The organism is Streptomyces sp. NBC_01214 (assembly GCF_026340975.1).
Classification (GTDB): domain Bacteria; phylum Actinomycetota; class Actinomycetes; order Streptomycetales; family Streptomycetaceae; genus Streptomyces.
Genome location: NZ_JAPEOS010000001.1, coordinates 4,217,236 through 4,240,632 on the forward strand (window position 1 = coordinate 4,217,236; position 23,397 = coordinate 4,240,632).

The 23,397-nt window shown below is 71.2% G+C and carries 19 protein-coding genes and 2 pseudogenes; 12 read left to right on the forward strand and 9 right to left on the reverse strand.

Annotated elements, in window-relative coordinates; translation table 11 throughout:
• Positions 1-2: 2 nt before the first annotated feature.
• Complete coding sequence (locus tag OG594_RS19835; RefSeq protein ID WP_266600738.1) at positions 3-1,235, reverse strand: sensor histidine kinase; 1,233 nt, start codon at positions 1,233-1,235, stop codon at positions 3-5.
• Between the two features lie 25 nt (positions 1,236-1,260).
• The gene (locus OG594_RS19840) at positions 1,261-2,139 is read right to left on the reverse strand and encodes a CPBP family intramembrane glutamic endopeptidase (RefSeq protein WP_266600740.1); all 879 of its coding nucleotides are present in this window, start codon (positions 2,137-2,139) and stop codon (positions 1,261-1,263) included.
• Between the two features lie 256 nt (positions 2,140-2,395).
• Between OG594_RS19840 and OG594_RS19845 the strand changes: the two genes are divergently transcribed.
• Entirely contained in the window at positions 2,396-3,427 is a 1,032-nt protein-coding gene (locus OG594_RS19845) for a hypothetical protein (protein ID WP_266600742.1), read from the forward strand.
• A gap of 133 nt (positions 3,428-3,560) precedes the next feature.
• Here OG594_RS19845 and OG594_RS19850 read toward each other — a convergent pair whose 3' ends face one another.
• The 6 genes and pseudogenes from OG594_RS19850 to OG594_RS19875 all read right to left on the reverse strand — a co-directional run bounded on the left by OG594_RS19850 (position 3,561) and on the right by OG594_RS19875 (position 12,084).
• The gene (locus tag OG594_RS19850) at positions 3,561-4,055 is read right to left on the reverse strand and encodes a hypothetical protein (RefSeq protein WP_266600744.1); all 495 of its coding nucleotides are present in this window, start codon (positions 4,053-4,055) and stop codon (positions 3,561-3,563) included.
• A gap of 319 nt (positions 4,056-4,374) precedes the next feature.
• Positions 4,375-5,169, reverse strand: a pseudogene (xdhC, locus tag OG594_RS19855) (xanthine dehydrogenase accessory protein XdhC); the annotation flags it as partial.
• A 1-nt stretch (position 5,170) separates the two neighbouring features.
• Positions 5,171-7,585, reverse strand: a complete 2,415-nt coding sequence (gene xdhB / locus OG594_RS19860; RefSeq protein ID WP_266600746.1) for a xanthine dehydrogenase molybdopterin binding subunit — start codon at positions 7,583-7,585, stop codon at positions 5,171-5,173.
• Positions 7,582-9,063: a xanthine dehydrogenase small subunit gene (locus OG594_RS19865; RefSeq protein WP_266600748.1), complete on the reverse strand. Its 1,482-nt coding sequence runs from the start codon at positions 9,061-9,063 to the stop codon at positions 7,582-7,584. The genes xdhB and OG594_RS19865 overlap by 4 nt, the downstream gene beginning before the upstream one ends.
• Before the next feature lie 429 nt (positions 9,064-9,492).
• On the reverse strand, positions 9,493-10,746 hold the full coding sequence (locus OG594_RS19870) for a triacylglycerol lipase (protein ID WP_266600750.1): 1,254 nt from the start codon (positions 10,744-10,746) through the stop codon (positions 9,493-9,495).
• Between the two features lie 711 nt (positions 10,747-11,457).
• Positions 11,458-12,084 (reverse strand): hypothetical protein, encoded by a 627-nt coding sequence (locus tag OG594_RS19875; protein ID WP_266600752.1) that lies wholly within the window; start codon positions 12,082-12,084, stop codon positions 11,458-11,460.
• 458 nt (positions 12,085-12,542) lie between these two features.
• Here OG594_RS19875 and OG594_RS19880 point away from each other — a divergent pair.
• From OG594_RS19880 to OG594_RS19895, 4 genes and pseudogenes are all read left to right on the forward strand, one after another.
• Positions 12,543-13,220, forward strand: a pseudogene (locus OG594_RS19880) (hypothetical protein); the annotation flags it as partial.
• 75 nt (positions 13,221-13,295) lie between these two features.
• Positions 13,296-13,904 carry a hypothetical protein gene (locus OG594_RS19885; RefSeq protein ID WP_266603053.1) on the forward strand — a complete coding sequence of 203 codons (609 nt, stop codon included), beginning with the start codon at positions 13,296-13,298 and terminating at the stop codon, positions 13,902-13,904.
• Between the two features lie 197 nt (positions 13,905-14,101).
• Complete coding sequence (locus OG594_RS19890; protein ID WP_266600754.1) at positions 14,102-15,610, forward strand: MFS transporter; 1,509 nt, start codon at positions 14,102-14,104, stop codon at positions 15,608-15,610.
• A 170-nt stretch (positions 15,611-15,780) separates the two neighbouring features.
• On the forward strand, positions 15,781-16,404 hold the full coding sequence (locus OG594_RS19895; protein WP_266600756.1) for an ABC transporter permease: 624 nt from the start codon (positions 15,781-15,783) through the stop codon (positions 16,402-16,404).
• Between the two features lie 19 nt (positions 16,405-16,423).
• On the opposite strand, the gene OG594_RS19900 is transcribed toward OG594_RS19895, so the two are convergent.
• Complete coding sequence (locus OG594_RS19900) at positions 16,424-17,029, reverse strand: hypothetical protein (protein ID WP_266600758.1); 606 nt, start codon at positions 17,027-17,029, stop codon at positions 16,424-16,426.
• Between the two features lie 241 nt (positions 17,030-17,270).
• Here OG594_RS19900 and OG594_RS19905 point away from each other — a divergent pair, with 241 nt between their 5' ends.
• The 7 genes from OG594_RS19905 (at position 17,271) to OG594_RS19935 (ending at position 23,385) form a co-directional block, all read left to right on the forward strand.
• On the forward strand, positions 17,271-17,561 hold the full coding sequence (locus OG594_RS19905; protein WP_266600760.1) for a hypothetical protein: 291 nt from the start codon (positions 17,271-17,273) through the stop codon (positions 17,559-17,561).
• Between the two features lie 34 nt (positions 17,562-17,595).
• The gene (locus OG594_RS19910) at positions 17,596-17,850 is read left to right on the forward strand and encodes a hypothetical protein (RefSeq protein ID WP_266603055.1); all 255 of its coding nucleotides are present in this window, start codon (positions 17,596-17,598) and stop codon (positions 17,848-17,850) included.
• Positions 17,851-18,127: 277 nt separating this feature from the next.
• Complete coding sequence (locus OG594_RS19915; RefSeq protein WP_266600767.1) at positions 18,128-18,421, forward strand: hypothetical protein; 294 nt, start codon at positions 18,128-18,130, stop codon at positions 18,419-18,421.
• A 170-nt stretch (positions 18,422-18,591) separates the two neighbouring features.
• Entirely contained in the window at positions 18,592-18,933 is a 342-nt protein-coding gene (locus OG594_RS19920) for a hypothetical protein (RefSeq protein ID WP_266600769.1), read from the forward strand.
• 1,271 nt (positions 18,934-20,204) lie between these two features.
• Entirely contained in the window at positions 20,205-20,921 is a 717-nt protein-coding gene (locus tag OG594_RS19925; RefSeq protein WP_266600771.1) for a helix-turn-helix domain-containing protein, read from the forward strand.
• Entirely contained in the window at positions 20,918-22,279 is a 1,362-nt protein-coding gene (locus OG594_RS19930) for an MFS transporter (RefSeq protein ID WP_266600773.1), read from the forward strand. Before OG594_RS19925 ends, OG594_RS19930 begins: the two co-directional genes overlap by 4 nt.
• A 146-nt stretch (positions 22,280-22,425) precedes the next feature.
• The gene (locus OG594_RS19935; RefSeq protein ID WP_266600776.1) at positions 22,426-23,385 is read left to right on the forward strand and encodes a nucleoside hydrolase; all 960 of its coding nucleotides are present in this window, start codon (positions 22,426-22,428) and stop codon (positions 23,383-23,385) included.
• The last annotated feature ends 12 nt before the right edge of the window (positions 23,386-23,397 follow it).

Below are 23,397 nucleotides of genomic sequence, written 5' to 3' on the forward strand. Positions count from 1 at the left end.
GGCTACTCCTGCACGGGTTCGGTGGGAATCGTGGCGCGGACCTCGAATCCGCCCTCGGGCCGGGGTCCGGCCTCCAGTTGACCATCGAGCATCCGCACCCGGGCGCGCAGGCCGGCAAGACCTCGCCCGCCCTGCGGTCCCGGCCCGTGCGGTACTGGTGCGGCCTGCGGGGAGCCGGCGGATCCGTCGGTGACCACCGTGATCACGATGCGTTCCCCGCCGTGGTGGACCGAGACCCGTGTCGGCTGCCCGGCCGCGTACTTCATCGCGTTGGTGAGCGCCTCCTGCACCACCCGGTAGGCGGCCAGTTCCACGTCCACCGGCTGCGGCCACCGCTCGCCCCGCTCGTTGAACTCGACCGGCTGGCCGGACCTGCGGGCCCCTTCGACGAGGTCCGTCACCCGCCCCAGGGTCGGGGCGCGTTCCGCACGCGCCGCCTCTCCGGCCGCGCTCTCGCCGGTCGCCTCCAGCACGCCGAGCAGGTACCGCAGCTCCCTCAGCGCCCGCCGCCCGGTGTCGCTGACGGCCACCAGCCCCTCTTCGGCCCGCTCCGGCGCGGAAGCGATCAGGAACTGTGCCGCGTCGGCCTGGACCACCATGGCCGTCACGTGGTGGGTGACCACGTCGTGCAACTCACGGGCGATCCGGGCCCGTTCGGCCGCCGTGGCCACCTCGGCGGCCAGCCGCCGCCGCTCCGCCTCTTGCGCCCTGCGCACGCGCACGTTGCTCCCCACCAGCCAGATCGCAGCCAGAGTCAGATAGAACGCGGAAAAGTCCGCGATGCCCAGCGGTGAGCCGAGACGGTTCAGGACGAGGGCCAGGGCGACGTAGCCCGCACTCGCTGCGGCCGCCGTGCTCCGGCGGAAGCGGACCTGATGGGCGCCGGCCGAGTACAGCGCGACGTACAGGCCCACGCTGCCGAACGTCGTCGCGAAGCCCAGCGCCTGGTGCGTGGCGAACGCAGCGGCGACGACGGCCAGACAGACGGCGGGCCACCGGCGCCGGGCCGCCAGCGGCAGGGTCTGGGCCAGGGTCAGCGCGATGCTCAGCACGCTCGCCGGCACCTCGGGCAGATCGCCGATCTGCGCGCCGATGTTCGACAGGGTCGGTGCGAAGGCGAGCAGCGCGAGGACCAGGGCCAGGACGCCGTCCTGGAAGGACGCGGCCCCTTCCCTCCACCAGTTGAGCGGCGCCCGGAGCCGTGAGAGGCCCCAAGGCGGCTGACGGGACGTCACTTCCGTATCCTTCGGTCGGTCTGTGTTAGTGCCGGGCCCGCTGCCGGGGCAGCAGGTTACCGACCCGGCGGGCGAGGACGAACATCGGGACGGTGATCAGCACGCTGAGGAGGATGGGTACGACCGATGCCTCCAGACCGAAGATACCGCCGGTCAGTAGCGACGAGCCGTGGGCCTCCACCGTGAACAGGCCCTCGGGGGTGTGCCCGGAGACCGGAACACCGGCCAGCTGCTGAACGGTGTTCCACGCGAAGTGCAGGCCCGCGACGAACCAGATGCTACGCCGCCACAAGTACGCGGCGCCGAGCATCACACCCGCCTGCAGAGCGATCGCCAGCGCGCTCCACGGGCCGGCCCCCGCCCCGCCCAGATGGGCGGCACCGAAGAACACCGCGGTCACCGCGATGGCGATCCGGCTGCCCCACCGCTGCTCCAGGCCCTGCAGGAACAGGCCGCGGAACATCAGCTCCTCGGTGACCGCGGTACCGATCTGCACCATGACCGCGGACCCGACGACCGGAAGCAAGCTCTTCCCGGCCCAGGAGAAGGAATAGCCCCCGAACAACGAGATCAGCAGCAGGGACACGAGGATGAAGCCCAGACCGATCCCACCGCCGAGCAGCGCCTCGCGCAGCGCGCCGGGCCGGGCGATCTCCGGCGCTGCACGCCCCGCGAGCCGGCGCATCACCAGCGCGTACACGGCCACCGCGGCGGCCGCACCCAGCACCGGCACCGGACCGGGCCCCGTCGCGGTCACGCTCGCGACCAGCCCGACCCCGAGCAGGCCGGTCACCGTCCAGCCGAGCGGGGAGCGCAGGATCCTGCCGAAACGGCCGCCCCGACCAACCGGCTCGGTGTCCGGACCGGGGTCCGCTTCGTGCTTCGCCGTGGATGTCGTGCTCATGATGGCCTCCCCTGTGGCGGTGGTCGCACCGGCGGCGACCTGACGACCACGCTAGGAATCCGGAGACGTCCGCGAATCACCCGCCGATGGACAACCCTGGTAGCTCTCACGGGGGATGCGCCGCACCGGCCAACCCGTTCCGACCTTCTCCACCACGGAACGCGGCCGAGGCACGAACAGGATTGGGCACCTTTTGGGGGCCGGGCCACCCCGGTCGCTGCGGCGGCGAGGACTTCCGGTAGCTAAGGTCGCGTCCATGACGAGGACCACGCCCCCGCGCCCCGTTGACGTCGAGGTGCTCTTCCCGGAACTGGCCACCCTCCGGGGGACGACGACGCGGCTCCATCCGCGGCCGGGCAGGCCGGCCCCTTCGGCCAGTTCCGTGGGCGGTCCCATGCTGTGGCCGACGGACGAGCCGTGGCCGGTGTGCGCCGAGGCGCACGGCCGTGGGCGCGGTCGACGCCCGGCTGACATCCGTCGCCAACGGCAGCTCCTGGCTTCCGCATGGGCCCGCGAGCAGACTCCCGGCCCGACGGACGAGGAACGCGAGCTCCTGGGCGAGCTGGACCGGGAGCACCGGATCCCCGGGGCGTCCGAGACCGACCCGCTGCCGATGATCGGCCTCGCGCAGCTGTATCGGCGGGACGTGCCCGACCTACCGACGGGTCCGGGCGACAGCGATCTGCTCCAAATCTTCTGGTGCCCCTTCGACGCGCACGGTCCGGGCCGGTACGAACTGGAGCTGTACCTGCGCTGGCGGCGGTCGTGGGAGGTCGGCGAGGTGCTGACCGCGCCGCCGCGCCCCCTGGTCGTCGGATCTGATCGCTTCGTGCCCGAGCCCTGCGTGCTGCACCCGGAGCAGGTGGTCACCTACCCGTTCGCCGGCCTTCTGCCCGAGGGGCTGTGCGCCCGGATCGACGCCTGGGAGGACGCCCTTGAGGCGGGAGTCGAGCATGCGGCGGACGCAAGTGCGCCGGAGCCGCTCGGGTACCAGTACGACTTGTCCGTCCCGCCCGGTTGGCGCGTGGGCGGCTTCGCCTCCTGGCACGCCACCGACCCGTACCCCATGGACTGTCCGACCTGCACGACACCGATGCGCCTGCTGCTGACCATCGACAGCTCGGAATGGGACGGCGGCAGCGGCAGCTGGAGACCGCTGGAGGACCGGAACCAGCCCACCCACCGGAGCGCCACTCCCACGGCGGTCACCGTGGGCCGCTGCGGCGAGCTCAACGTGTTCGCCTGTCCCAACGATCCCGAGCATCCGCACCGCTGGAGTCTCCAGTAGCTCGTCCTGCCCGGGGAAGAGCCGGGCGCGCGGAGCGGACCGTTGTCGCAGGTGCCGGCAACTGCACCACCTCACAAGGGTGTTGCTGAAACGATGACGCGTGCGTCGCGCACAAGTCTTCTGGAACCCTCGGTCAAGGCATTTCGAGTTCGGGCAAGGAGAAGAAGTCGGTGATCGCCTGCACCGTTCGTTCCTCGTTGTCATCCCTGTCAAGGTCTGCCGTCGGCCCGACCAGATTCGCCGCCATGAGGACGGGCAGCAGCAGATCGGGCTCCTCGCCCACTCCGCCGGATGGATTCTCGAAGCTGAAGCCGGTGATCAGGCTCCCGTCGCGGTAGTACTCGAACCAGGGACCGTGGGCCTTCGCCCGGCACGGCTCGGTCACGAAGACGACGAGTTCGCCGCCGTCCGGGCACAGCCGCCGGTAGTGGGCGAGGCCGTAATCGCCGCTGTCCCAACTGAGCATGTCGTGCATCATCAGCCCCCAGCCGGTTCCCTTGCCGTACGCGAGTGGCATGCGCCGCTGACCGAGGAGTCCTCGCACGAGCGCATCCAGGGGCAACCCTCGGAAGAAGACGACGTTGGTCTCCTCGTGGTGCGGGAGCGCGCCGTGTATCCAATGCATCATGCCGGGCACCGTAGAGGAACCCACTGACACAGCCATGCGGTTGTCCGCCGCCGCCGAAACCGCCGAAACCGCTGAGCCGCTGCCGAGCCCGCCCGGGCAGCTTCCCGCACGAGGCCGCCTCTTCCGGATCGGGCCGGTCCAGGCTCGATCCGGAAGCAGCGTCCTAGCGGATACCGGAGCGTACGCGGACCCCGGGGACCTCGCGGACCGCGGGGGCCTTCGGGACCTCACGGACCCCGGGGACCTCGCGGACCTCAGGGGCCGTCGGGGCCTTGGGGGCCTCGGCAACCGTGTTCGGCAGTGCCCCGGGGCGGTCCTGCTCGAAGGTCCGGAGCAGGTCCGCCGCCACGCTCACCGCGATCGTGGCAGGTTCCTTGCCGGTGATCTCGGTCATGCCGATCGGGGTCTTGATCCGGTCGATCGTGGCGGCGTCGTGGCCGCCCTCGGTGGCCAGGCGCTTGCGGAACCGCACCCATTTGGCGGCCGAGCCGATCAACCCGATCGAGCCGAGACCGGCGGTGCGCAGGGCGGCGTCGCACAGCGCGGCGTCCTCGGCGTGATCGTGGGTCATGATCAGGACGTGGGCGCCGGGCGGCAGCTCCGCGAGCACCTCCTCCGGAAGCAGCGGTGCGTGGTGCACGTGGATCTGCGCCACCGCATCCGCGAGCACACCGAGTCGTTCCTCGGTGAGCATGTCGGACCGGGTGTCGATCAGGTGCAGATCGAGGTTGTGGCGGGCCAGGATGCGGGCCAGCTCCAGTCCGACGTGCCCGACGCCGAAGACGGCCACCGCCTGGACCACCGGCAGGGGCTCGAGGAGCAGGCTGACGGCGCCGCCGCAGCACTGCACGCCGTGGGGGCCGATGACCTTGTCGTTGAGGGCGAACTCCATCAGTTCCGGCTCGGGATCGGGCTCGACGTTCAGCTGGCGGGCCCGGTCGATGGCGACGGCCTCGATGTTGCCGCCGCCGATCGACCCCCAGGTCTCGGTCTGTCCCACGACGAGTTTGGCACCGGCCCCACGGGGCGCGTGGCCGCGCACGGTCGCGACGGTCACGAGCACGCCGGGCTCCCGGCGTGCTCGCAACCGCGTGACCGCGGCGATCCAGGTCATGTCAGGCATTGCTCAAAGCGCTTGTGTCGGTACGGATCTCACTGCCGCCCGGAGCGCGGCCGCTTCCGCCCCGCACGTCGTCGTTCTTCTCGCGGGCCGATTCGATCGCCCAGTAGACCGCTTCCGGGGTCGCGGGGGCGGCGAGTTCCACACTGACCCCGGCGGGCCCGAACGCCGCGGCGGCCTGCCGCAGTGCTTCGCGCACACAGAACGCCAGCATCAGCGGAGGCTCACCGACCGCCTTGGACCCGTACACCGCGCCCTCTTCGGTGGCGTTCTCCATGAGCGTGACGTTGAACTCGGCGGGCATCTCCGAGAAGCTCGGCAGCTTGTAGGTGCTCGCGGCCTGGGTCAGCAGCCGGCCGCGGTTCGGCCCGTCGCTGGTGTCCCAGCGCATGTCCTCCAGCGTCAGCCAGCCCGCACCCTGCACGAAGCCGCCCTCGACCTGACCGATGTCGATCATCGGGGACAGGCTGTCGCCGACGTCGTGCACGATGTCCACCCGGCGGATGCGGTACGCGCCGGTGAAGCCGTCCACCTCGACCTCGGCCGCGGCGGCGCCGTAGGAGAAGTACTTGAACGGCGAGCCCCTGAAGGCCTTCGCGTCCCAGTGCAGCCCCTCGGTCCGGTAGTAGCCGGCCGCCGACAGCTGAACGCGCTGGAAGTACGCGGTGTGCACCAGGTCGTCCCAGGCCAGCTCCTTGTCGCTGCCCAGGGTGCGGGCGACACCGTCGACGATGCGCACGTCCGAGGCGTTCGAACCCAGCTGGCTGGCGGCCACCTGAAGCAGCCGCGCGCGCAGCTGCTCGCACGCGTTCTTCACCGCGCCACCGTTGAGGTCCGCCCCGGAACTGGCGGCAGTGGCAGAGGTGTTGGGCACCTTGTCGGTGCGCGTGGGAGCCAGCCGCACCTTGTGCAGCGGGATGCCCAGCGTGGTCGCGGCCACCTGCAGCATCTTGGTGTGCAGGCCCTGACCCATCTCGGTGCCGCCGTGGTTGATCAGGACGGAGCCATCCTTGTAGATCAGCACCAGGGCGCCGGCCTGGTTGAAGGCCGTGAGGTTGAACGAGATGCCGAACTTGATGCCGGTGATCGCGAGCGCCCGCTTGGTGTGCGGGTGCGCGGCGTTGAAGGCCGCGATCTCGCGCTTGCGGTCGGCGACGCCGCCGTTGTCCTCGACCTGCTGCCAGACACCGGCGATACGTTCCGCCTGCGGGACCGGCTGGCCGTAGGGCGTCGACTGACCGAGACCCGGCTGGTAGAAGTTGCGCTTCCGCAGTTCCATCGGGTCCAGGCCGAGCAGCGGTGCGACCCGGCCCAGGATGTCCTCGATCACCAGCATGCCCTGCGGTCCGCCGAAGCCGCGGAAGGCCGTGTTGGAGACCTTGTTGGTCTTGGCGATGCGACCGGCGACCCGCGCGTTGGGGATCCAGTACGTGTTGTCGATGTGGCACAGCGCACGGGCGCAGACCGGCTCCGACAGGTCCAGGCTCCAGCCGCCGTCCGCGGTCAGCGTGGCGTCCAGCGCCTGGATGCGGCCGTCGGCGTCGAAGCCGATCTTCCAGTCGGCGTGGAACCCGTGCCGCTTGCCCGACATGGTCAGGTCCTGGGTGCGGTTGAGCCGTACCCGGACCGGCCGGCCGGTGAGCTTGGCACCGAGCGCGGCGATGGCCGCGAAGCCGTGCGGCTGCATCTCCTTGCCGCCGAAGCCGCCGCCCATCCGCAGGCACTGCACGGTCACCTCGTGGCTGTGCAGACCGAGGACGTGCGCCACGATCTCCTGGGTCTCCGAGGGGTGCTGGGTGCTGCTCTGGATGAACACCTGCTCGGCCTCGTCGATGTAGGCCAGCGCGGCGTGCGTCTCCAGGTAGAAGTGCTCCTGGTCGGAGAACTGGAACTCGCCGGTGAACACGTGCGCCGAGTCGGCGAAGCCGGCGTCGACGTCACCGGTCACCATCACGGGCCGGGCGCCGTGGAAGCTCTCGGCCGCGATCGCTTCCTTCAGCGTGATCACGGAGGGCAGTTCGTCGAGTTCCACCTCGACGGCCGCCGCACCGAGCCGGGCCGCCTCCAGGGTCTCGCCGAGCACCCAGGCGACCGCGTGGCCGTGGAACATGACCTCGTCGGGGAAGAGGGGCTCGTCGTGCTTCATGCCCGCGTCGTTGACGCCGGGCACGTCGGCGACGGTCAGCACGCGGACCACACCGGGCACGGCCAGCGCGGGCTCGGTACGCAGCGCGGTGATCCTGCCCCGGGTCTTCATGACCTGGACCGGGTAGGCGTGCAGCGTGTCCTTGGTGCGGTACACCAGGTCATCGGTGTAGAGCGCGGCGCCGGTGACGTGCAGCACGGCACTCTCGTGCGGCATGGAGAGGCCGACCACAGGCTTCTCGGGACGCTCGGACAAATGGCTCATGAAGACACCGCCTCGGTGGTGTGCGCGTGCAGCTTCAGCAGGCTCTGGCCGAGCATGGCGGAACGGTAGACGGAACTGGCGCGGTGATCGCTCATCGGCGTGCCCTCGCCCCGCAGCACCCGGGCCGCGGCCCGGGCGGTCTCCGCCGTCCATGCCCTGCCCTCCAGGGCGGCCTCGGTGCTCAGGGCGCGGATCGGGGTGGCGGCCACACCGCCCAGACCGATGCGTGCCTTGCGGACGATCCCGCCCTCGATGTCGAGCGCGAAGGCGATCGCCACGCTGGAGATGTCGTCGAAGCGCCGCTTGGCGATCTTGTGGAAGGCCGTGACCTGCGACAGCGGCAGCGGGATGCGCACCGCGCGGATCAGCTCGCCGGGACGGCGCACGCTCTGCCGGTAGCCGGTGAAGTAGTCGGCCAGCGGGACCTCGCGCTCACCATCGACATCGGCGAGCAGCAGCGACGCCTCGAGGGCGAGCAGCACCGGCGGGCTGTCACCGATGGGGGAGCCGGTACCGAGATTGCCGCCGAGGGTGGCGCTGTTGCGGATGAGCCGGGAAGCGAACTGCGGGAACAGCTCTGCCAGCAGCGGGACGCTACCGTCGAGGCGGCGTTCGATCTCGGTGAGCGTCTGCGCCGCCCCGATCTCGACGTAGTCGGATGCGACGTCCAGCGACCGCAGTTCGGGCAGCCGGTCGACGGCGACCACGCAATGGGCGCGGCGGGAGCGGATGTTGACCTCCACGCCCCAGTCGGTGCTACCGGCGACCACCACGGCCTCGGGCCGCTCGCGCAGCAGCTCGAGCGCTTCGGCGAGGGTGCCGGGCCGCAGGAACGTGCTGTCGTCCTGGGTGTAGACGGTGGCGGCGGGCTCGGGCGGGGACTGCTCGCGACGCAGTGCCAGGGGGTCGTCCTCGGTGGGTGCACCGACGGCGAAGGCGGCATCGCGAATCGGTCGGTAGCCGGTGCAGCGGCACAGGTTGCCGCTCAGCGAGTGCAGATCGAAGCCGTTCGGACCGTGCTCGGCGTCGGCGTGGGCGTGGGCGTCGGCGCCGTCGGCAGGCTCCGCGTGCGCGCAGCGGTCGGGCCGGTAGTACTCGGAGGCCATGCTGCAGATGAACCCCGGTGTGCAGTAACCGCATTGGGAACCGCCGCGGACCGCCATCTCCTGCTGCACCGGGTGCAGCGTGGGCGGCGTACCGGGTTCGCCGACCGTGGCGAGACCTTCGGAGGTGATGATCTCCTGGCCGTCGAGTGCCGCGGCCGGCACCAGACAGGCGTTGACCGCCACCCAGTCGGTGGGCTTGTTCACGCCGGGACGGGCCACCAGGACCGAACAGGCGCCGCACTCACCCTCGGCACAGCCCTCCTTGGTACCGGTGAGGCCGCGCTCGCGCAGGAGATCCAGCACCGTGGTGTGCGGTGCAGCCGGTGAAAGCGGTGTTTCTTTCCCGTTGACCGTGATCCGCGCCGCTACCATGGCACATCCTCATTTCGGTGCATGGTCGAGCTGATTATGCTAGTAGCCATTTCAGGGGCTTTCTATTTCGCTGGCGCAACTCGGGAGAACCCCGGGGCGCGACTCGGCACGCGACGACGTGCCGCAGGCGGTGTGAGAAATCGAAAGATGCCGGGGCCACAGACGGGCACGCCGGAGAAGAGGGCTGTTCAGCAGCCGTGTGCTACGAGACCCGGAGTCCAGGCGATCTGATGGGCGGGGCGGTGCAGTTCGGAGATGATCGACATCCGACTCCGCCTCCTTCCATCAGTTCACGGTCCGGTCCGCTCGAAGTTACGTTGCCGCAGGTCCATCGGTCAAGCGGTCGGCACCGCCGCGGGCCCGGCCGGTAACGCTCCCGGCCCCGCCGGTGGGGCGGGGCCGGGATCAGCTCATCGTGGCGGCAGCGGGTCAGGGGGCCTGGAGCTTCTCGATGATCCACTCACCGAGTTCCACGGTGATGACCGTGTGTCCCTGGTTGTCGCTCGCACAGATGAAGTAGTCGAGCTCGCTGCTGTCGGGGTCGATCTTGCTGTGGAGCACGTCACGGTCGTCGATCTCGCCGGCCGCCACGGCACTCACGCTCGGAACGAACGTGGTCGCGTTGTACGTGAGTTCCGCCGGCTCGCCCTCGAGGAGCCCGGCCAGCATGGCGGCGGTTCCGAAGTTGGCGGGCCGGCCCGGCAGGTTCAGGGCTTCGGGGAACAGTCCGCCCGGAGCGCCGTCGATGTCGGGCAGACCGCGGGTGGTGATCGGGATCTCGGCGTCCCCCTTCTTCTTCAGGACGGCGACGACCTGCTCTCCGGTGTCCTGCGTGTCCAGGCGGGTGCCCGTCAGCTCCGCACCGGTGGTGCGCATCGCCGTCACGCCGGCCGGGATGTTGTTCCCGGCACCGGTGCCCGTGCCGTTGGCGACCCCGAGCCGTCGCACGCCGGGGGGCCAGCTGCCGACCCGCTCCAGTTCCGCGAGGAAGTCGGTGCGGGCCCGGTCCTGGCGGGCCTCCGCGGAGACGGTCTCGATGTGCCAGCGCAGCAGCTCCCGGGCGGCCGGGCTGTTGACCATCCGCGAGAAGCTGCCGAGGAGCTCGCCGAATCCCGGGAGGTCGCCCCAGTTGTCCTTCACGAAGTGCGCGAACGCCTGAACCGAGATGGGCAGCCAGGCGCCACGGTGCGGGGTGTCGTAGGAGAGGTAGGTGGCGGTCTCGTGGGAATCGGCCTCGTCGTGGTGCATCTTGGCGAGGGCGTACCGGGTGACCAGCCCTCCCATGCTGAACCCGCCGACCGTCAGCTTGGCCCGCCCTTCGCGGTCGGCGATCGCCTTTTCGATGCACTGGATCGCCACGGCGGCGTTGTCGATGATGGACGCGGACCGCTCGTCGAAGCCCAGGAGGACCAGGTCGAAGCCGGCCTCCCGCAGCTTGGAGATGAAGGGGTACTCGCCGTTCTCCAGGCCGTTCCACAGGGCGTCGGGGTCGCTCTTCCCGGAGGAGAATCCGTCGGCGAGGATCACCGGCTTCTTGACCCGGGTCTGGGTCGGGTTGCTGTAGAAGACCCAGGCGGTTCCCCCGGTGAAGGGCCAGACGGCGTCCCACGCGGATGCCCTCGGGTGGTGGGGCTGGGCGCCCGGGATGGTGTTGTCCCAGATGCTCACAACAGGCATGGACATGTGGTCCGGCTCCTCTGATTCGTGGTGCGGTCGAGCCGCGTCACCGGTGAGGCCGCGACGGGCGGCGCGAAACGGGCGCGGGGCAGGATGCACATGACGAGGGCCTCATGCCGGCGTCATGTGCCAACCGGCACCATGATCCCGAAGTCGGTACCCCAAAACCACCGAATCCCGACCAAGTCACTCGTACGTGGAATGCGGTTACCTTGCAGGTCACAGGGGTGGAAGGGAAGAAACGATGATGCTGGCCCGACACGGTCCCGCAGGGATGCGGAGGTCCGTACGGGCGTCTTCGGCGGTGCGCGGCGGGCGGCGGGCGGTGCTCGGTGCGCGGCGGGCGGTGCGCGGTGCGGAGGTGTCCGCAGGCTCGCCGGGTGGTGATGTGGCGCGACCGTAGCCGCTGGTCGTCGACGTTGCGGAATCCGAAGGCGCCGCGCGGGGCGCTCTTGCATCTCGGCTCCGGGGCCGGGTGACGGCCGAGCCTGCCACCCGGGTGGCGAACGCCCCGTACGTCGGGCGGGGCCACGCGGTTTAAGTCGGCCGTGACCGGGTTCCAGCGGCAACGTCGTGTCGTGGGGCGAGCCCGTGGCTCCCGGGCGATCGTTTGCTTCAAGAGCAGTTACGTTCGCGCAGGCCGCGGGCCCGCCGCGGGCGGGCCGCCGACCGCTCCTTCCGTCACGGAACGCGACGGGACGTCGGCGGCCCGGTGGATCAGGCCTGCGACGGTTCGTCGACGGCCGACCGACGGCCCCCGTAGGAGGCGACCAACGCGTCCGCCACGACGGCCGCGTCCGCGTCGGCCACGTCCGCCGGGTACTCCGGCAGCAAGTCGTCCCACACCACCATCCACGATCCGTACAGCTGGGCTTGTCCCTCGGGGCGGGCGAAGAACCAGACGTGCAGATGGGCGCCACCGTCTCCGAGGCGATGGACGTGGGCCCGCGCGATGTTCGGCAGAGCCTGCACATGGCGGGCGATGTGGGTGGTGAGCACCCCCAGTTCGGCCGCCAGTTCGTCTGACAGGTCCGCCAGGTCGAAGTGATCGCGCGGATGCAGCATCAGCACCAGCGGCACACCGACCCCCGTGATGCGGGTGAGTCGCCAGTGGTCGTTGAGCCAGATCCCTTCGTCCCAGTTGCGGCACGCGTTGCAGTCCGACGGATCCTCGCCGTGCCGCGCGGGTTCGGGCAGGACCGGCGGGTGCAGCGGCGCGACGCGCAGGCCGTCCGGCTCGAACGGACTGATCTCCCACCCCGTCATGCGGGCCAGTGGGAGCCGGCGCTCGTCATCCGCAGCGGCACGTGCGCGGGCGTAGAACTCTTCAGGTCGCAGGGCCATGATCGAAGACTACTGTTGTTCGACGGAAACCAGTGCCTGGATATACGCAGCGTCACCATTCGCCGTGCTCGTGAGCACCTCCGCATCACTCGCTTCGAAGGCCCGCGTATGCGTCGCGCACGCGAACTCGGCGGCGCCCTACCAGGGTTAAGGGCAGATCAACTGAACCTTAAACGTGCCTGTGGTCCCCGCGCCCCGCGTCGATCAAGCCCGGCGGTAGGAGTGCCCCACACCTATCGACCCCTCTCAGTTTTGGGGCCGTGACCTGCTTCTTTGCACGTAGTTCCCTGAGTCACGCGCCCCGGGGTGGGTCGCGGCGCAGCGCCCCAAACCTCATCACGGTCTGTTTCGTAAAAAGGCAACAGGTCTGAACTCGTCCGGGAAGTCGGCCGTATGCAGGACGTCAGGGGGGCAACGTCCATCGGATCGAGGAGTGTCAGGTGTCCAGGAAACGGACCATGAGTCTCAAGAAGAAGTTCGTGCTCTCTGCCGTCGCGGGAGCCCTGGTGATCGGCGGGGTCGCCGCCACGGTGGCGATCGGCAACGCCGCCGTCCCCGACGTCGTCTGCAAGGGGTCGACGGTGACGTTGTCGGGTGAGGCGGGTGCGCCGGCGGCGTCGAGTGGGACGTTCCCGGTGGGGACGAAGTTGAAGGTGACCAATCTTGACAACGGTCAGTCGACGACGGTGGCGGTGAGCGGTCCGTCGGGTAGTTGTGTGCTGCTGAACAATGCGGCGTTCGAGAAGGTGCGGGAGCCGGGGAAGAACTTGATCCGGCGGGCGCGTATCGAGCGGGTGGACGGTGGCGGTGGTGCCGCGGCCGCCCCTGCCGCCCCTGCTGCTCCTGCGGCGGGTGCGTCGGGTGGGGCGGGTGTGCAGGTGCCGCCGGCGACCGGTGAGGTGGTGTGTCAGGGGTCGACGGTGACGTTGTCGGGTGAGGCGGGTGCGCCGGCGGCGTCGAGTGGGACGTTCCCGGTGGGGACGAAGTTGAAGGTGACCAATCTTGACAACGGTCAGTCGACGACGGTGGCGGTGAGCGGTCCGTCGGGTAGTTGTGTGCTGCTGAACAATGCGGCGTTCGAGAAGGTGCGGGAGCCGGGGAAGAACTTGATCCGGCGGGCGCGTATCGAGCGGGTGGACGGTGGCGGTGGTGCCGCGGCCGCCCCTGCCGCCCCTGCTGCTCCTGCGGCGGGTGCGTCGGGTGGGGCGGGTGTGCAGGTGCCGCCGGCGACCGGTGAGGTGGTGTGTCAGGGGTCGACGGTGACGTTGTCGGGTGAGGCGGGTGCGCCGGCGGCGTCGAGTGGGACGTTCCCGGTGGGGACGAAGTTGAAGGTGACCAATCTTGACAACGGTCAGTCGACGACGGTGGCGGTGAGCGGTCCGTCGGGTAGTTGTGTGCTGCTGAACAATGCGGCGTTCGAGAAGGTGCGGGAGCCGGGGAAGAACTTGATCCGGCGGGCGCGTATCGAGCGGGTGGACGGTGGCGGTGGTGCCGCGGCCGCCCCTGCCGCCCCTGCTGCTCCTGCGGCGGGTGCGTCGGGTGGGGCGGGTGTGCAGGTGCCGCCGGCGACCGGTGAGGTGGTGTGTCAGGGGTCGACGGTGACGTTGTCGGGTGAGGCGGGTGCGCCGGCGGCGTCCAGTGGGACGTTCCCGGTGGGGACGAAGTTGAAGGTGACCAATCTTGACAACGGTCAGTCGACGACCGTGACGGTGAACGGCCCGTCGGGTAGCTGCGTGCTGCTGAACAACGCGGCGTTCGACACGGTGCGGGAACCGGGCAAGAACCTGATCCGGCGGGCACGCATCGAACGCGTCGGCTGAGCGACCGGAGCCCGTTCGGGCCATCGAAACTGCGGCGGGGCCGGTGCATGCCGTCCCCGCCGTAGTGCCAGCCGTTGACGACCGCCCCGACGGCGCGCGCCGGTGCACGACGAGTGGACAGGGGCGGACAGGACTGAACCGTCAACGCCCCCGCCGGGCATGGAGAGTGGACACCGTCCACGTCGAGTCTGTGCGTCATGAACCTTGGACGTACGAAGGACGGGCCCGCCGCCCCACCCCGGCAAGGGGCCGCACTCGCGGCCCTGGCCGCAGCGCAGTTCACCGTGATGCTGGCCACCTCGATCGTGAACGTGGCGCTCCCGCAGATCCGGTCCGGAGTGGGCCTGTCGGACGGCGGAACCACCTGGGTGGTCAACGCCTACGGCCTGGCGTTCGGCGCGCTGCTGCTGGCCGGGGGCCGGGCAGGTGACCTGCTCGGTCGCCGCCGGGTGCTGCTCGCCGGCCTCGCGGTGTTCGCGGGGGCCTCGCTGGCTGCGGGGCTGGCCGGCTCTCCGGGCCTGCTGATCGCCGCCCGCGCCGTGCAGGGCGTCGGCGCCGCAGCCGTCGCCCCCGCCGCGCTCGCCCTCGCGATGAACCTGTTCCCTCCCGGCCCCGGCCGCGGCAGGGCCCTGGGCGTGTGGGGCGCCGTTTCCGGCGCCGGGGGAGCGGGCGGCGTGCTGCTGGGCGGTGTGCTCACCCAGGCGTGGGGCTGGCCCTGGGTTTTCCACGCCGTCGCGCTCGGGACGGTGCTGGTCCTCCTCGCCGTGGTGACGCTCGTGCCCCGGGCCGCGGACCGTGGATCCGGGCGGTTCGATCTGCTGGGCACCGCGACCGTCACCCTCGCCCTGACCTGTCTGGTGTGGGCACTGACCACCGCACGCGGCGCCGGCTGGACGGACGCCGGGGTGCTGACCGCCCTCCTGGGGGCCGTCGTGCTGCTCGCGCTCTTCGCTCTGGTCGAACGCCGCCGGCCGGACGCCCTGATCCCGCCCAGGCTGTTCGCGACCGGCCGGGTCGCCGCGGGCAACCTGCTGATGGCGCTGCTGGGGTCCGTATGGATCGCCCTGTTCTTCTTCCTGCCGCTCTACCAGCAACAGGTCCTCGGAGCGGGCCCGCTGGCCACCGGGGCGGGCCAACTCCCGCTCGCCGTGGCGAACATGCTCGGCGCGGTGGTGGCACCGCGCATCTCGGGCCGCATCGGCGCCACGGCGACCCTCACCGCGGGCCTGCTCGCCGAGGCCGCCGGCCTGTTGTGGTTGTCGTGGACGCGGGCGGACGGGAGCTACCTGGTCGATGTCTTCGGGCCGAGCGTCCTGGTCGGACTGGGTCTGAGCATCGCCTTCGTCCAGCTCACCGCGCTCGCCGTGGACGGAGTGCCGCGGCAGGACGCGGGGCTCGCCGGCGGGCTCGTGAACACCACCCGACAGGTCGGCGGCGCGATCGGACTCGCCGCCCTCGCCACCCTGGCCGGCTCGGTCACCGCCCACGCGGCCACCGGCCAGCCCCCACTGGAAGCACTCACCGCGGGATACCGGGCCGCCTTCACGGTCTCCGCCGCGGTCCTCGCCGCCACCGCACTCCTCGCCGTGCCACTCACCTGCGCGTCCGGCCGCTCAGGCCGCCGCGGCGTCGCCCCGCCCCCTACGCCCGCATCCCCTGCACCGCCCCAACAGGGCCTGGCGGCCGACCGCGCACCCGCCTCCTGATCCGTACCAAGAGCCGACAACCGACAACCGACAACCGACAACCGACAGCCGACAACAGTCGACAAGAACCGACGGGAACCGGCAGCGACGTCCGTGCTCACCGTCGACCAGAGGTCCGGCGTCGACGGCCAGTCGCTCGCCGCCCCCCGCCCCCGATGGAGGTCTCCACCTTGTCCAGCCCCGCAACCGTTTCGCCGCCCACCGCCCGTGCCCACCCCACCGGTCGCCCGCGCGAGGTCGACAACCGCGCGGCCTACCTCAGCTTCGGACTCGCCTACCTACTCGGCCACGGCGCCGCCGCAGTCTCCCAGGGCGCCGCCCCCTTGCTCGACCTGCCCGGCTGGCTGCCTACGACGCTCCTCGGAGGCGGGCTCGCGACCGGCATCGTCCTGACCACCGCCGCCGCCCTGCGGGCGCAGCGAGGAGCCACCCCACCGGAGATCCTCTCCGGCAAGCTGCTCGGCGCCGCCTGGATCGCCGCCTTCACCGCCCTGTTCCTCGCCATCACCGGCCTCAGCTCCGTGTTCGACCAGCCGGAACTCCAGTCCGTCCTCTGGCCCGCCGGATCCGGCCTGATCGTCGGGCTGCTCTACCTCGCCGAGGGCGCCGTACGCCGCAACCTGCTGCACTACGGCCTCGGCATCTGGCTCGCCCTGATCTCCACCGCGGCCCTCTCGCTCACCGCGCCCGGCCTCTACTGGGTCCTGGCCGTCGCGGGCGGCGGCGCCTACGCCCTCGCCGCAGCCCTCGAACACCGCCGCCTCCGTTCCCTCACGGGACACCCCCGCGCCTGACGCCGGTCTTCTTCGCCGGTCAGGGCCGCAAGCCGGCCCGCCTGAGGGCGACCTCGGAGAGGTCGGCGATGACTTGCTGGTCCCCGCGCCGCCACGCGTCAGCCAGACCGCCTGGAGGCGCGGGGAGCGCCGCGAGGTCGCCCAGGCGGCCGGTGAGGGCGCGCAGGGCGAGCAGGTCGGCGCCTCCGGGTGCGTCGAGGATGCGCCGCATGGTGACGCTGCGTCGGATCCAGCGCAGGCGTGCGGGGAGCCACAGCAGTAGTACGACGGCCACCGGGACCACGATCAGAGCCAGCGTGGTCAAGGTGGCCACCTGGCTGACGGCGTCCTGGAGCGACTGCCCGGCGTCGGCGATCCCGGAACTGGCGTCGGCGGCCGACTGGAGCGGCTTCTTCAGGAGGTCGCCGACGAACGGCACGTTCGATGCCGCGTCGCCGGCGTTGTCGAGCTCGTTGGCGAGGCTGTCGCCCGAGCTCTCGACCCTTCGGCCCGGCTCGGCCAGCAGCATAATGGCTCCGTGCACGGCCAGGGCGAACCTCACGGCCACGGCGATCAGGACCACGGCGATGAGGTCCGCGAGGATCTGGCGGTTCCGACGTGCTGGAGTCTGTGCGTAGAGGCGCATCGGCGGGCTCCCGTTCGGGTCAGACGTCGAGGAGGACCGGCCCTGCCGGGTGGGGCTCGGCCGGTCGATCGACCGTACGCCGGACTCGACCTTCGCACCGGTCTCTGTGGACGAACGTCCACCACGCGACGCCTGGTCGGCGCACCCGGGCCGGCTGCCAGAAGGACACCGATACCGCCCGGGCGGTCGACCGCGCGGGCGCCGGCAGGGCAGACTCTGAGCAGAAGGAAAGGGGCGGGCGATGACCGCACAGCCGATTCACCGGCACGAGCCCGAGCGGGTCCCGCGCAATGCGAGGGGCATCGCCGACGCGCTGACGCCGGAGGCCGCGAAGGAGTTCTACGCCGAACTCCTGGCCGCCCGGCCCGAGGAGGCGAAGGGCGTACTGCTGCGCTGGTGGGGTCGTGCGATGCTCGAATCCGATCCGGGCCGGCAGCGCCGGGTCGAGGCCGCACTCGCGGGGACGATTCCTACGATCGGCGTGCAGGACATGCTCGACCGGCGACGGGCGGCGGGACTGCCCGTTGAGTGAGGCCTTCGACGACGGCTCGGAGGGCTTGCCGTGCGTGTTGTCCGAGGACGTCACCGCCTTCATGGTCGATCCGACGCTGCCGCCCTGGGCCATCGGCCCGATCGTGGCCGCGATGGTGGAGATCGGTGAGACCCGAGGACTCGTCGCCGCAAGCACAGCGGCGAAAGACTGGCCGGAATGCCGGCTCCTGCCGCTCGGCGAAGACGGGGCGCTGGGCATCGTCGAGTACGTGATCGCCAAGGACGCGGTCCCACCCCGGGTGATCGTCACCCGCATCTTGCTGTACTGAACGACCTCGCGGGGCCCGGCCGACGACGCGCCGGGCCGGTCTCCTCCGCCTCGTGAGGATCGGGCCACCTTCGCCGGTGACCCGGTCGTGGTCGATCAGCAGCCCGGCGGCTCCGTACCGCAGACCGCCGAGTAGAGCGAGTACCAGGTCGAGAGAACCTGACGCAGTGGCTCCCGCGAACCTGCGGATGTCCGCCCTCGCCTCCCTCGGGGCAGCCCCAAGACGCTTTCCCGAAGCGGGAGTTCCGGCACCCGCGCCCCCCTATAGTGCGGAAACCATGACGGCACTCTCATCCTTCACCTTCGTGCGCCACCTCGACGGGCTCCGCTACCACTTCGAGCGGGACGGCGAGCGCAACGGCCGCCCCGCCTTCCGCCGGACGGACGGGAAGGTGTGGTGCGTCTGGTCGCCGACCGACGGCTGGCACTGCGAGGTCTCCGACGGCCTCGTCACCGCCCGTCCCCTGGACGGTCACGCCGACGAGCCCGAACCCCCGGCCACCGTCTGGCGCAGCTTCAAGAACGACCGCTCGTACCTCTATGACCTCCGGACCCCCGACCCCGCAGCGTGATCTGCCGGACAGCGCCCGCCGGGCCACCCCGTGCGCCCCGGCCCCCGACGCCCCGGTGGGGCTGCGCCGTACGGATGGACTCGGGCCGTACGGCGGCCGGTACGGGGTCCCACCGCGCAGGGCGGCCTACCTTCGCACTGCTCGACCACCTTCCACGAAAGGCAGTACCCGTGCGATCGATCCGTTGCGTCCTGACCGCTCTCGCCGCCGGTGGCATCCTTTTGGCGGGCGTATCCGCCGCCTCCGCCGCATCCGCTGCCTCCGCCGACGACGCCTTCACCGTCTACGCGCCGGTCAGCAACACGTACTCGATCGTCTTCGGCGACCTGAGCCAGGTGGCCGGTGACGACGTCTTCAACGCCGGCCACGACAACACCGTCGGCTCCCACAACGGTGCGGCGCCGGCCGGTGACATCGGCATGACCGCCCTCCCCGGGACCCAGGTCCTGAGCAACGAGGCCCTGATGCAGCGTGCCGCCGGCCAGTGGACCGGCAAGGTCATCGGCAAGTAGTACTGACGGAGATCGCCCATTCCTGGCGTGCGCCATTCCTCGGCAGGTGCGTCGGAGGCTGCGAACGCCCGCAGGTGAAACTGAGCTGACCCTGAACCCGCGAGCCATTGCAGCCGGTTGTCCTGCGCGGCAAGACCGACGCGGGCCATCAAGCGGGCCAAATCGTTCGCACAGGCGGGCTGGCGTCGTGCATCGTGGCCGATAGGCGGGCGGCGCTGTTGACACGCGGCGCATTCCGCAGGGTGAGCGCAGACGTCCGTGTACCGGCTTGGGCAGACGGGCCCCATAGGCCAACGCGCCGTGAATCGGCGCAACGGACTGCACCGGACGCAGGTTGCCTCCGGACGATCGCGACAGCTGCGGCATACCGGCCGCTCAGACCGTGCGCGGAGGCACGGCCGCTCGCGTCCCCAGCGTGAGCACGTCGCCACGAGGCGGGGCTCGCAGGTGGCGCACCAATCCGGCTGTCCGTCCCGGGCCCGGGCCTCCGCATTCGCGCTTGGGGTAGCGGTAACAGCTGGCGCGTACGGGGCCGATGTCTGTCCTGGCCTTGGTGGGGCGCAGTTCGCCACCGCTTGCGCACCGGCGTGTGGGGCGGGCGTAGCAGTGGGAGCACCGCGGCTCGCCGCTCGGCCCCGTGCGTCTCCAGCCCCGTCAGCAAGCGGAACATGGCTGCGGGCAGCATGGGGCTGCCGCTGGTCAAGGCGTCCGGGTGGCGCTGGATGTGCTGGTGGAGCCAGAACGGTGCCTTCTGCGGCGCCACCCGATCGACCATGCCGAGCAGTGCCGTCGGCGTCCCGGTGGGAACCTGCGGTGCCGGCAGGAGGTCTTGCGCACGGCCTGTTGGACGACGGTCACCTCGATCAACTCCTGGCCGCCGCAACCGAGGATGTCGCACAGCGCGGGATGGCTTCCTGGCGCGAAAAGCGGCCGAACCTCCGTTACCCACTGGTGGACGACAGGAACGACCCGGTCCAACTCCGGGACGGTCAGCGCGGTGCGGCGCTTGGGTGGTCCACCGCGCGAGCATCGCTCGAACGCTGCCGGGGCCGGGTCGAGGAAGGTCGCGCCGTCGACGAGCATCAGTCTCGCCGCGCCCAGTCGTACCGGTAGTTCCCGGGCGCGGCCCCACCTTCCGGGCGGGGTGGCGGCCCGTTCCCGTCCTCCGGGGCGGGGGTCCGGCATCTGTGACTGCGGCAGATCGGCCATTTCCCAAAGAAGTTCTGCAAAAATACTTTTGGAAAGCTCCTGAGGGGCCCTAGCCTCCCTGCATGGTCAGCGAAGAGCAGAGACGCGTACTCGACCCCGAGCGGGACGCCGCAGCCCTGAAGGCCCTCACGCACCCGTTGCGCATCCGGCTGCTCGGGCTGTTGCGGCAGGACGGCCCGGCCACCGCGAGCGAGCTCGGGGTCAGCACCGGCGAGTCGTCCGCTTCCACCAGCTATCACCTGCGGGTCCTGGCGAAGTACGCGTTCGTCGCCGAGGCCGAGCACCGCGACGGCCGGGAGCGACGCTGGCGGGCGGTGCACTCTGTGACCGCCTGGAGCAACGAGGCGATGGAATCCTCCCCGGGCAGCCGCGCCTTGCTCAGCCTGTCCCGCAGGGCTCAGATCGAGCACCTGGAGGCTTCTCTCGTCCGGCACGAGGCAGACGTCGCCGACGGACGGATGCCGCAGGAGTGGGTGGGGCCCTCCGGGATCAGTGACCTGATGCCCCGTCTGACACCCGAGTCGCTCACCGAACTCCGGGAGGCGTTCGACCTCAAGCTCGAAGAACTGACCGCCCGCGACGCAGGGGATGCCCGCGCGGCGCAGGTCGTCCTCCTCATGGCAGGGCTGGCCCTCGCGCCACGTGACCCCGCCGCGGAGCCGCACGTCCAGGGCACCACATCGGCATCGGCATCGGCATCGGCATCGGCACCGACGCCGACGCCCACGTCCACGTCCACGTCCACGGCGACGCCGGCGGACGCCGAGGACCCGTCATGACCAGGCCGCTGGACACACCCACCGCACGCCGCCGCTACGTCACGGTCTGCGCGCTCTTCTGGCTGCCACTGGGTCTGAGCCTCGCCCCCCTGATCCTGCTGCTGACCGAGCGCGGCATGACCATGGCGACGATCGCGGGCCTGTTCGCCGCGCACTCGCTGACGGCCGCAGCACTGGAACTGCCCACCGGAGGACTGGCCGACGTCCTGGGACGCCGCGTCGTCCTGGTGGCCGCCGGCCTGCTGAACCTGACCGCCCTGGTCCTCGTAGGGCTCGGCTCCGCGCCCTGGCTGCTCGCGCTGGGCATGGTGCTGATGGGCGCCGGCCGCGCCCTGTCCAGCGGGCCGGCCGAAGCCTGGTACGTCGACACCGTCCACGCGGATTCCGGGCCCGACGCCGATCTGCGCCCCGGCCTGGCCGGCGGCTCCTCCGCGACCTCCGCCGCACTCGCCGGGGGAACCCTGCTCGGCGGCGCCCTTCCCTGGCTGCTCGGAGTCGGCCCCGACCTCGGTGCTCGGCTGACCGAAGCCTCGTCCGGGCTGGTAGTGCCCCTGTCCGTCCCGCTGTTGCTGGGCGCGGCGGTCGAGATCGCCTTCGTGCTGTACGTCTTGACCGCGCTGTCCGAGCCGCCCCGACCGCCGGCCGCCCTGCGCGGCGTACTCTGGGGCATCCCGGCCACCGTCGTGGACGGACTGCGTCTGGGCGGTCGGGACGCGCTGGTCCGCCGGGTGTTCCTCAGCGCGGGTGCGGCCGGCAGCGCGCTGGTCGCGATCGAACTGCTCGTGCCGGGACGTGCTGCGGCCGTCACGGGCGCGTCGGAGTCGGGGGCGGTGCTCTTCGCCGTACTGGCCTGCGCTGGATTCATCTGCTCCGGTTTTGGCAGCCAGCTCGCGCCGCTGACCGCCCGACTGGCGGGCGGCGGTGAGCGTGCGGTCATGGTGAGCCTCGGCGCCGGAGCGAGCGGGCTGCTCCTGCTCGGCGCCACGGCGACGTCCACCGGAGCGGCCGCCCTGGTGCTCTCGGCCGCCGGCTACGGCCTGGTCTACCTCGGACTCGGCGCGGCGGGACCGAACCAGAACGACATCCTGCACCGCCGTGTCACCCGTGCCGGCCGGGCCACCGCGCTGTCCGTCCAGTCCCTCGCCCTGCAACTGGTGGGAGCGCTCACCGGCCTGGTCATCGGGGCCCTGCGGCCAGGACCGGTGCCCTGGCTGCTGGGAGGTACCGCCCTGCTGGCGGGATCCCTCCTGTGGCTGCGCCGCAGCGGTCCCACACCGTCGACTCCGGAGGCGACGCTGCCGCAGCCACGCGCAGCTGGCCCCGCCGCGTCCCGAGGAGCCGCCCGGCGCGAGAACTGACCGGCAACGCCGGACCGGACCCGTCGCACGACCACATCAGGCCGGGGTCGAGGCCTCCTCCGTTCCCGCGTCGCCCGGACGGAGTGTGGTCAGGGCGCCGGCCCGGCGGCACACTGGAAGCCCACGCCCCCAGCGCCAGGAGTGACGTGCCCGTCCCGATCATCATCGACTGCGATCCCGGACATGACGACGCCCTCGCGATCATGCTGGCCGCCGGGGACCCGGCGGTGGACCTGCTGGCCGTCACCACGGTCGCGGGCAACCAGACCCTCGACAAGACCACGCTCAACGCCCGCCGGGTCTGCACGGTCGCCGGGATCACGGACGTCCCCGTCGCAGCCGGTTGCGACCGGCCGCTCGTCCAGCCGCTGGATGTGGCCGCCGACGTGCACGGGGTCAGCGGACTGGACGGGCCGATGTTCCCGGCTCCCACCGTGGACGTGGTCCCGGAGCACGCCGTGGACCTCATCCACCGACTGCTGGCCGAGCACCCCGAGCCCGTCACCCTGGTTCCGACCGCGCCGCTGACCAACATCGCCCTGCTGCTGATGCGGTACCCCGAGGACGCCTCCCGCATCCGCGAGATCGTCCTGATGGGCGGTTCGACGGAGCGCGGCAACCGGACCCCGGCCGCCGAGTTCAACGTCCTCACCGACCCGGAAGCCGCCGACATCGTCTTCCGCTCTGGGGTGCCGGTCACCATGTGCGGGCTCAACGTCACGCACCAGGCACTGGCCACCCCCGACGTGGTGGCCCGCTTCGTGGCCCTGGGTACGCCCCTCGGCCAGATCTGCGCGGACCTGCTGACCTATTTCGGGTCCACGTACCGCGAGTTGTGGGGGTTCTCCAGCCCACCGCTGCACGACCCCGTAGCAGTGGCCCGGGTCATCGATCCCGGGCTGGTGCACTGCGTGGACGCCCATGTCGCCGTGGAGTTGCACGGCCGGTACACGCGCGGCGCCACCGTGGTGGACCTGCACCGCTCCACGGGCCGCCCGGACAACGCGCGCGTGGCCGTGACCCTGGAGACCGGTTCGTTCTGGGACCGGATGGTGGCCGCCGTCGCGGCCCTCGGCGTGCGCGCCCAAGGGCCGACGTCCTCCTGACGGCTGGCCCCT

Excerpts from the sequence above, each read along its gene's own strand:
- OG594_RS19850 (WP_266600744.1), bottom strand. The coding sequence starts at position 4,055 with ATGATGCATTGGATACACGGCGCGCTCCCGCACCACGAGGAGACCAAC.
- OG594_RS19900 (WP_266600758.1), bottom strand. The coding sequence starts at position 17,029 with ATGCGCCTCTACGCACAGACTCCAGCACGTCGGAACCGCCAGATCCTC.
- OG594_RS19870 (WP_266600750.1), bottom strand. The coding sequence starts at position 10,746 with ATGTCCATGCCTGTTGTGAGCATCTGGGACAACACCATCCCGGGCGCC.
- OG594_RS19925 (WP_266600771.1), top strand. The coding sequence starts at position 20,205 with ATGGTCAGCGAAGAGCAGAGACGCGTACTCGACCCCGAGCGGGACGCC.
- OG594_RS19905 (WP_266600760.1), top strand. The coding sequence starts at position 17,271 with ATGACCGCACAGCCGATTCACCGGCACGAGCCCGAGCGGGTCCCGCGC.
- OG594_RS19890 (WP_266600754.1), top strand. The coding sequence starts at position 14,102 with ATGAACCTTGGACGTACGAAGGACGGGCCCGCCGCCCCACCCCGGCAA.
- OG594_RS19865 (WP_266600748.1), bottom strand. The coding sequence starts at position 9,063 with ATGGTAGCGGCGCGGATCACGGTCAACGGGAAAGAAACACCGCTTTCA.
- OG594_RS19840 (WP_266600740.1), bottom strand. The coding sequence starts at position 2,139 with ATGAGCACGACATCCACGGCGAAGCACGAAGCGGACCCCGGTCCGGAC.
- xdhB (WP_266600746.1), bottom strand. The coding sequence starts at position 7,585 with ATGAGCCATTTGTCCGAGCGTCCCGAGAAGCCTGTGGTCGGCCTCTCC.
- OG594_RS19915 (WP_266600767.1), top strand. The coding sequence starts at position 18,128 with ATGACGGCACTCTCATCCTTCACCTTCGTGCGCCACCTCGACGGGCTC.
- OG594_RS19930 (WP_266600773.1), top strand. The coding sequence starts at position 20,918 with ATGACCAGGCCGCTGGACACACCCACCGCACGCCGCCGCTACGTCACG.
- OG594_RS19845 (WP_266600742.1), top strand. The coding sequence starts at position 2,396 with ATGACGAGGACCACGCCCCCGCGCCCCGTTGACGTCGAGGTGCTCTTC.
- OG594_RS19875 (WP_266600752.1), bottom strand. The coding sequence starts at position 12,084 with ATGGCCCTGCGACCTGAAGAGTTCTACGCCCGCGCACGTGCCGCTGCG.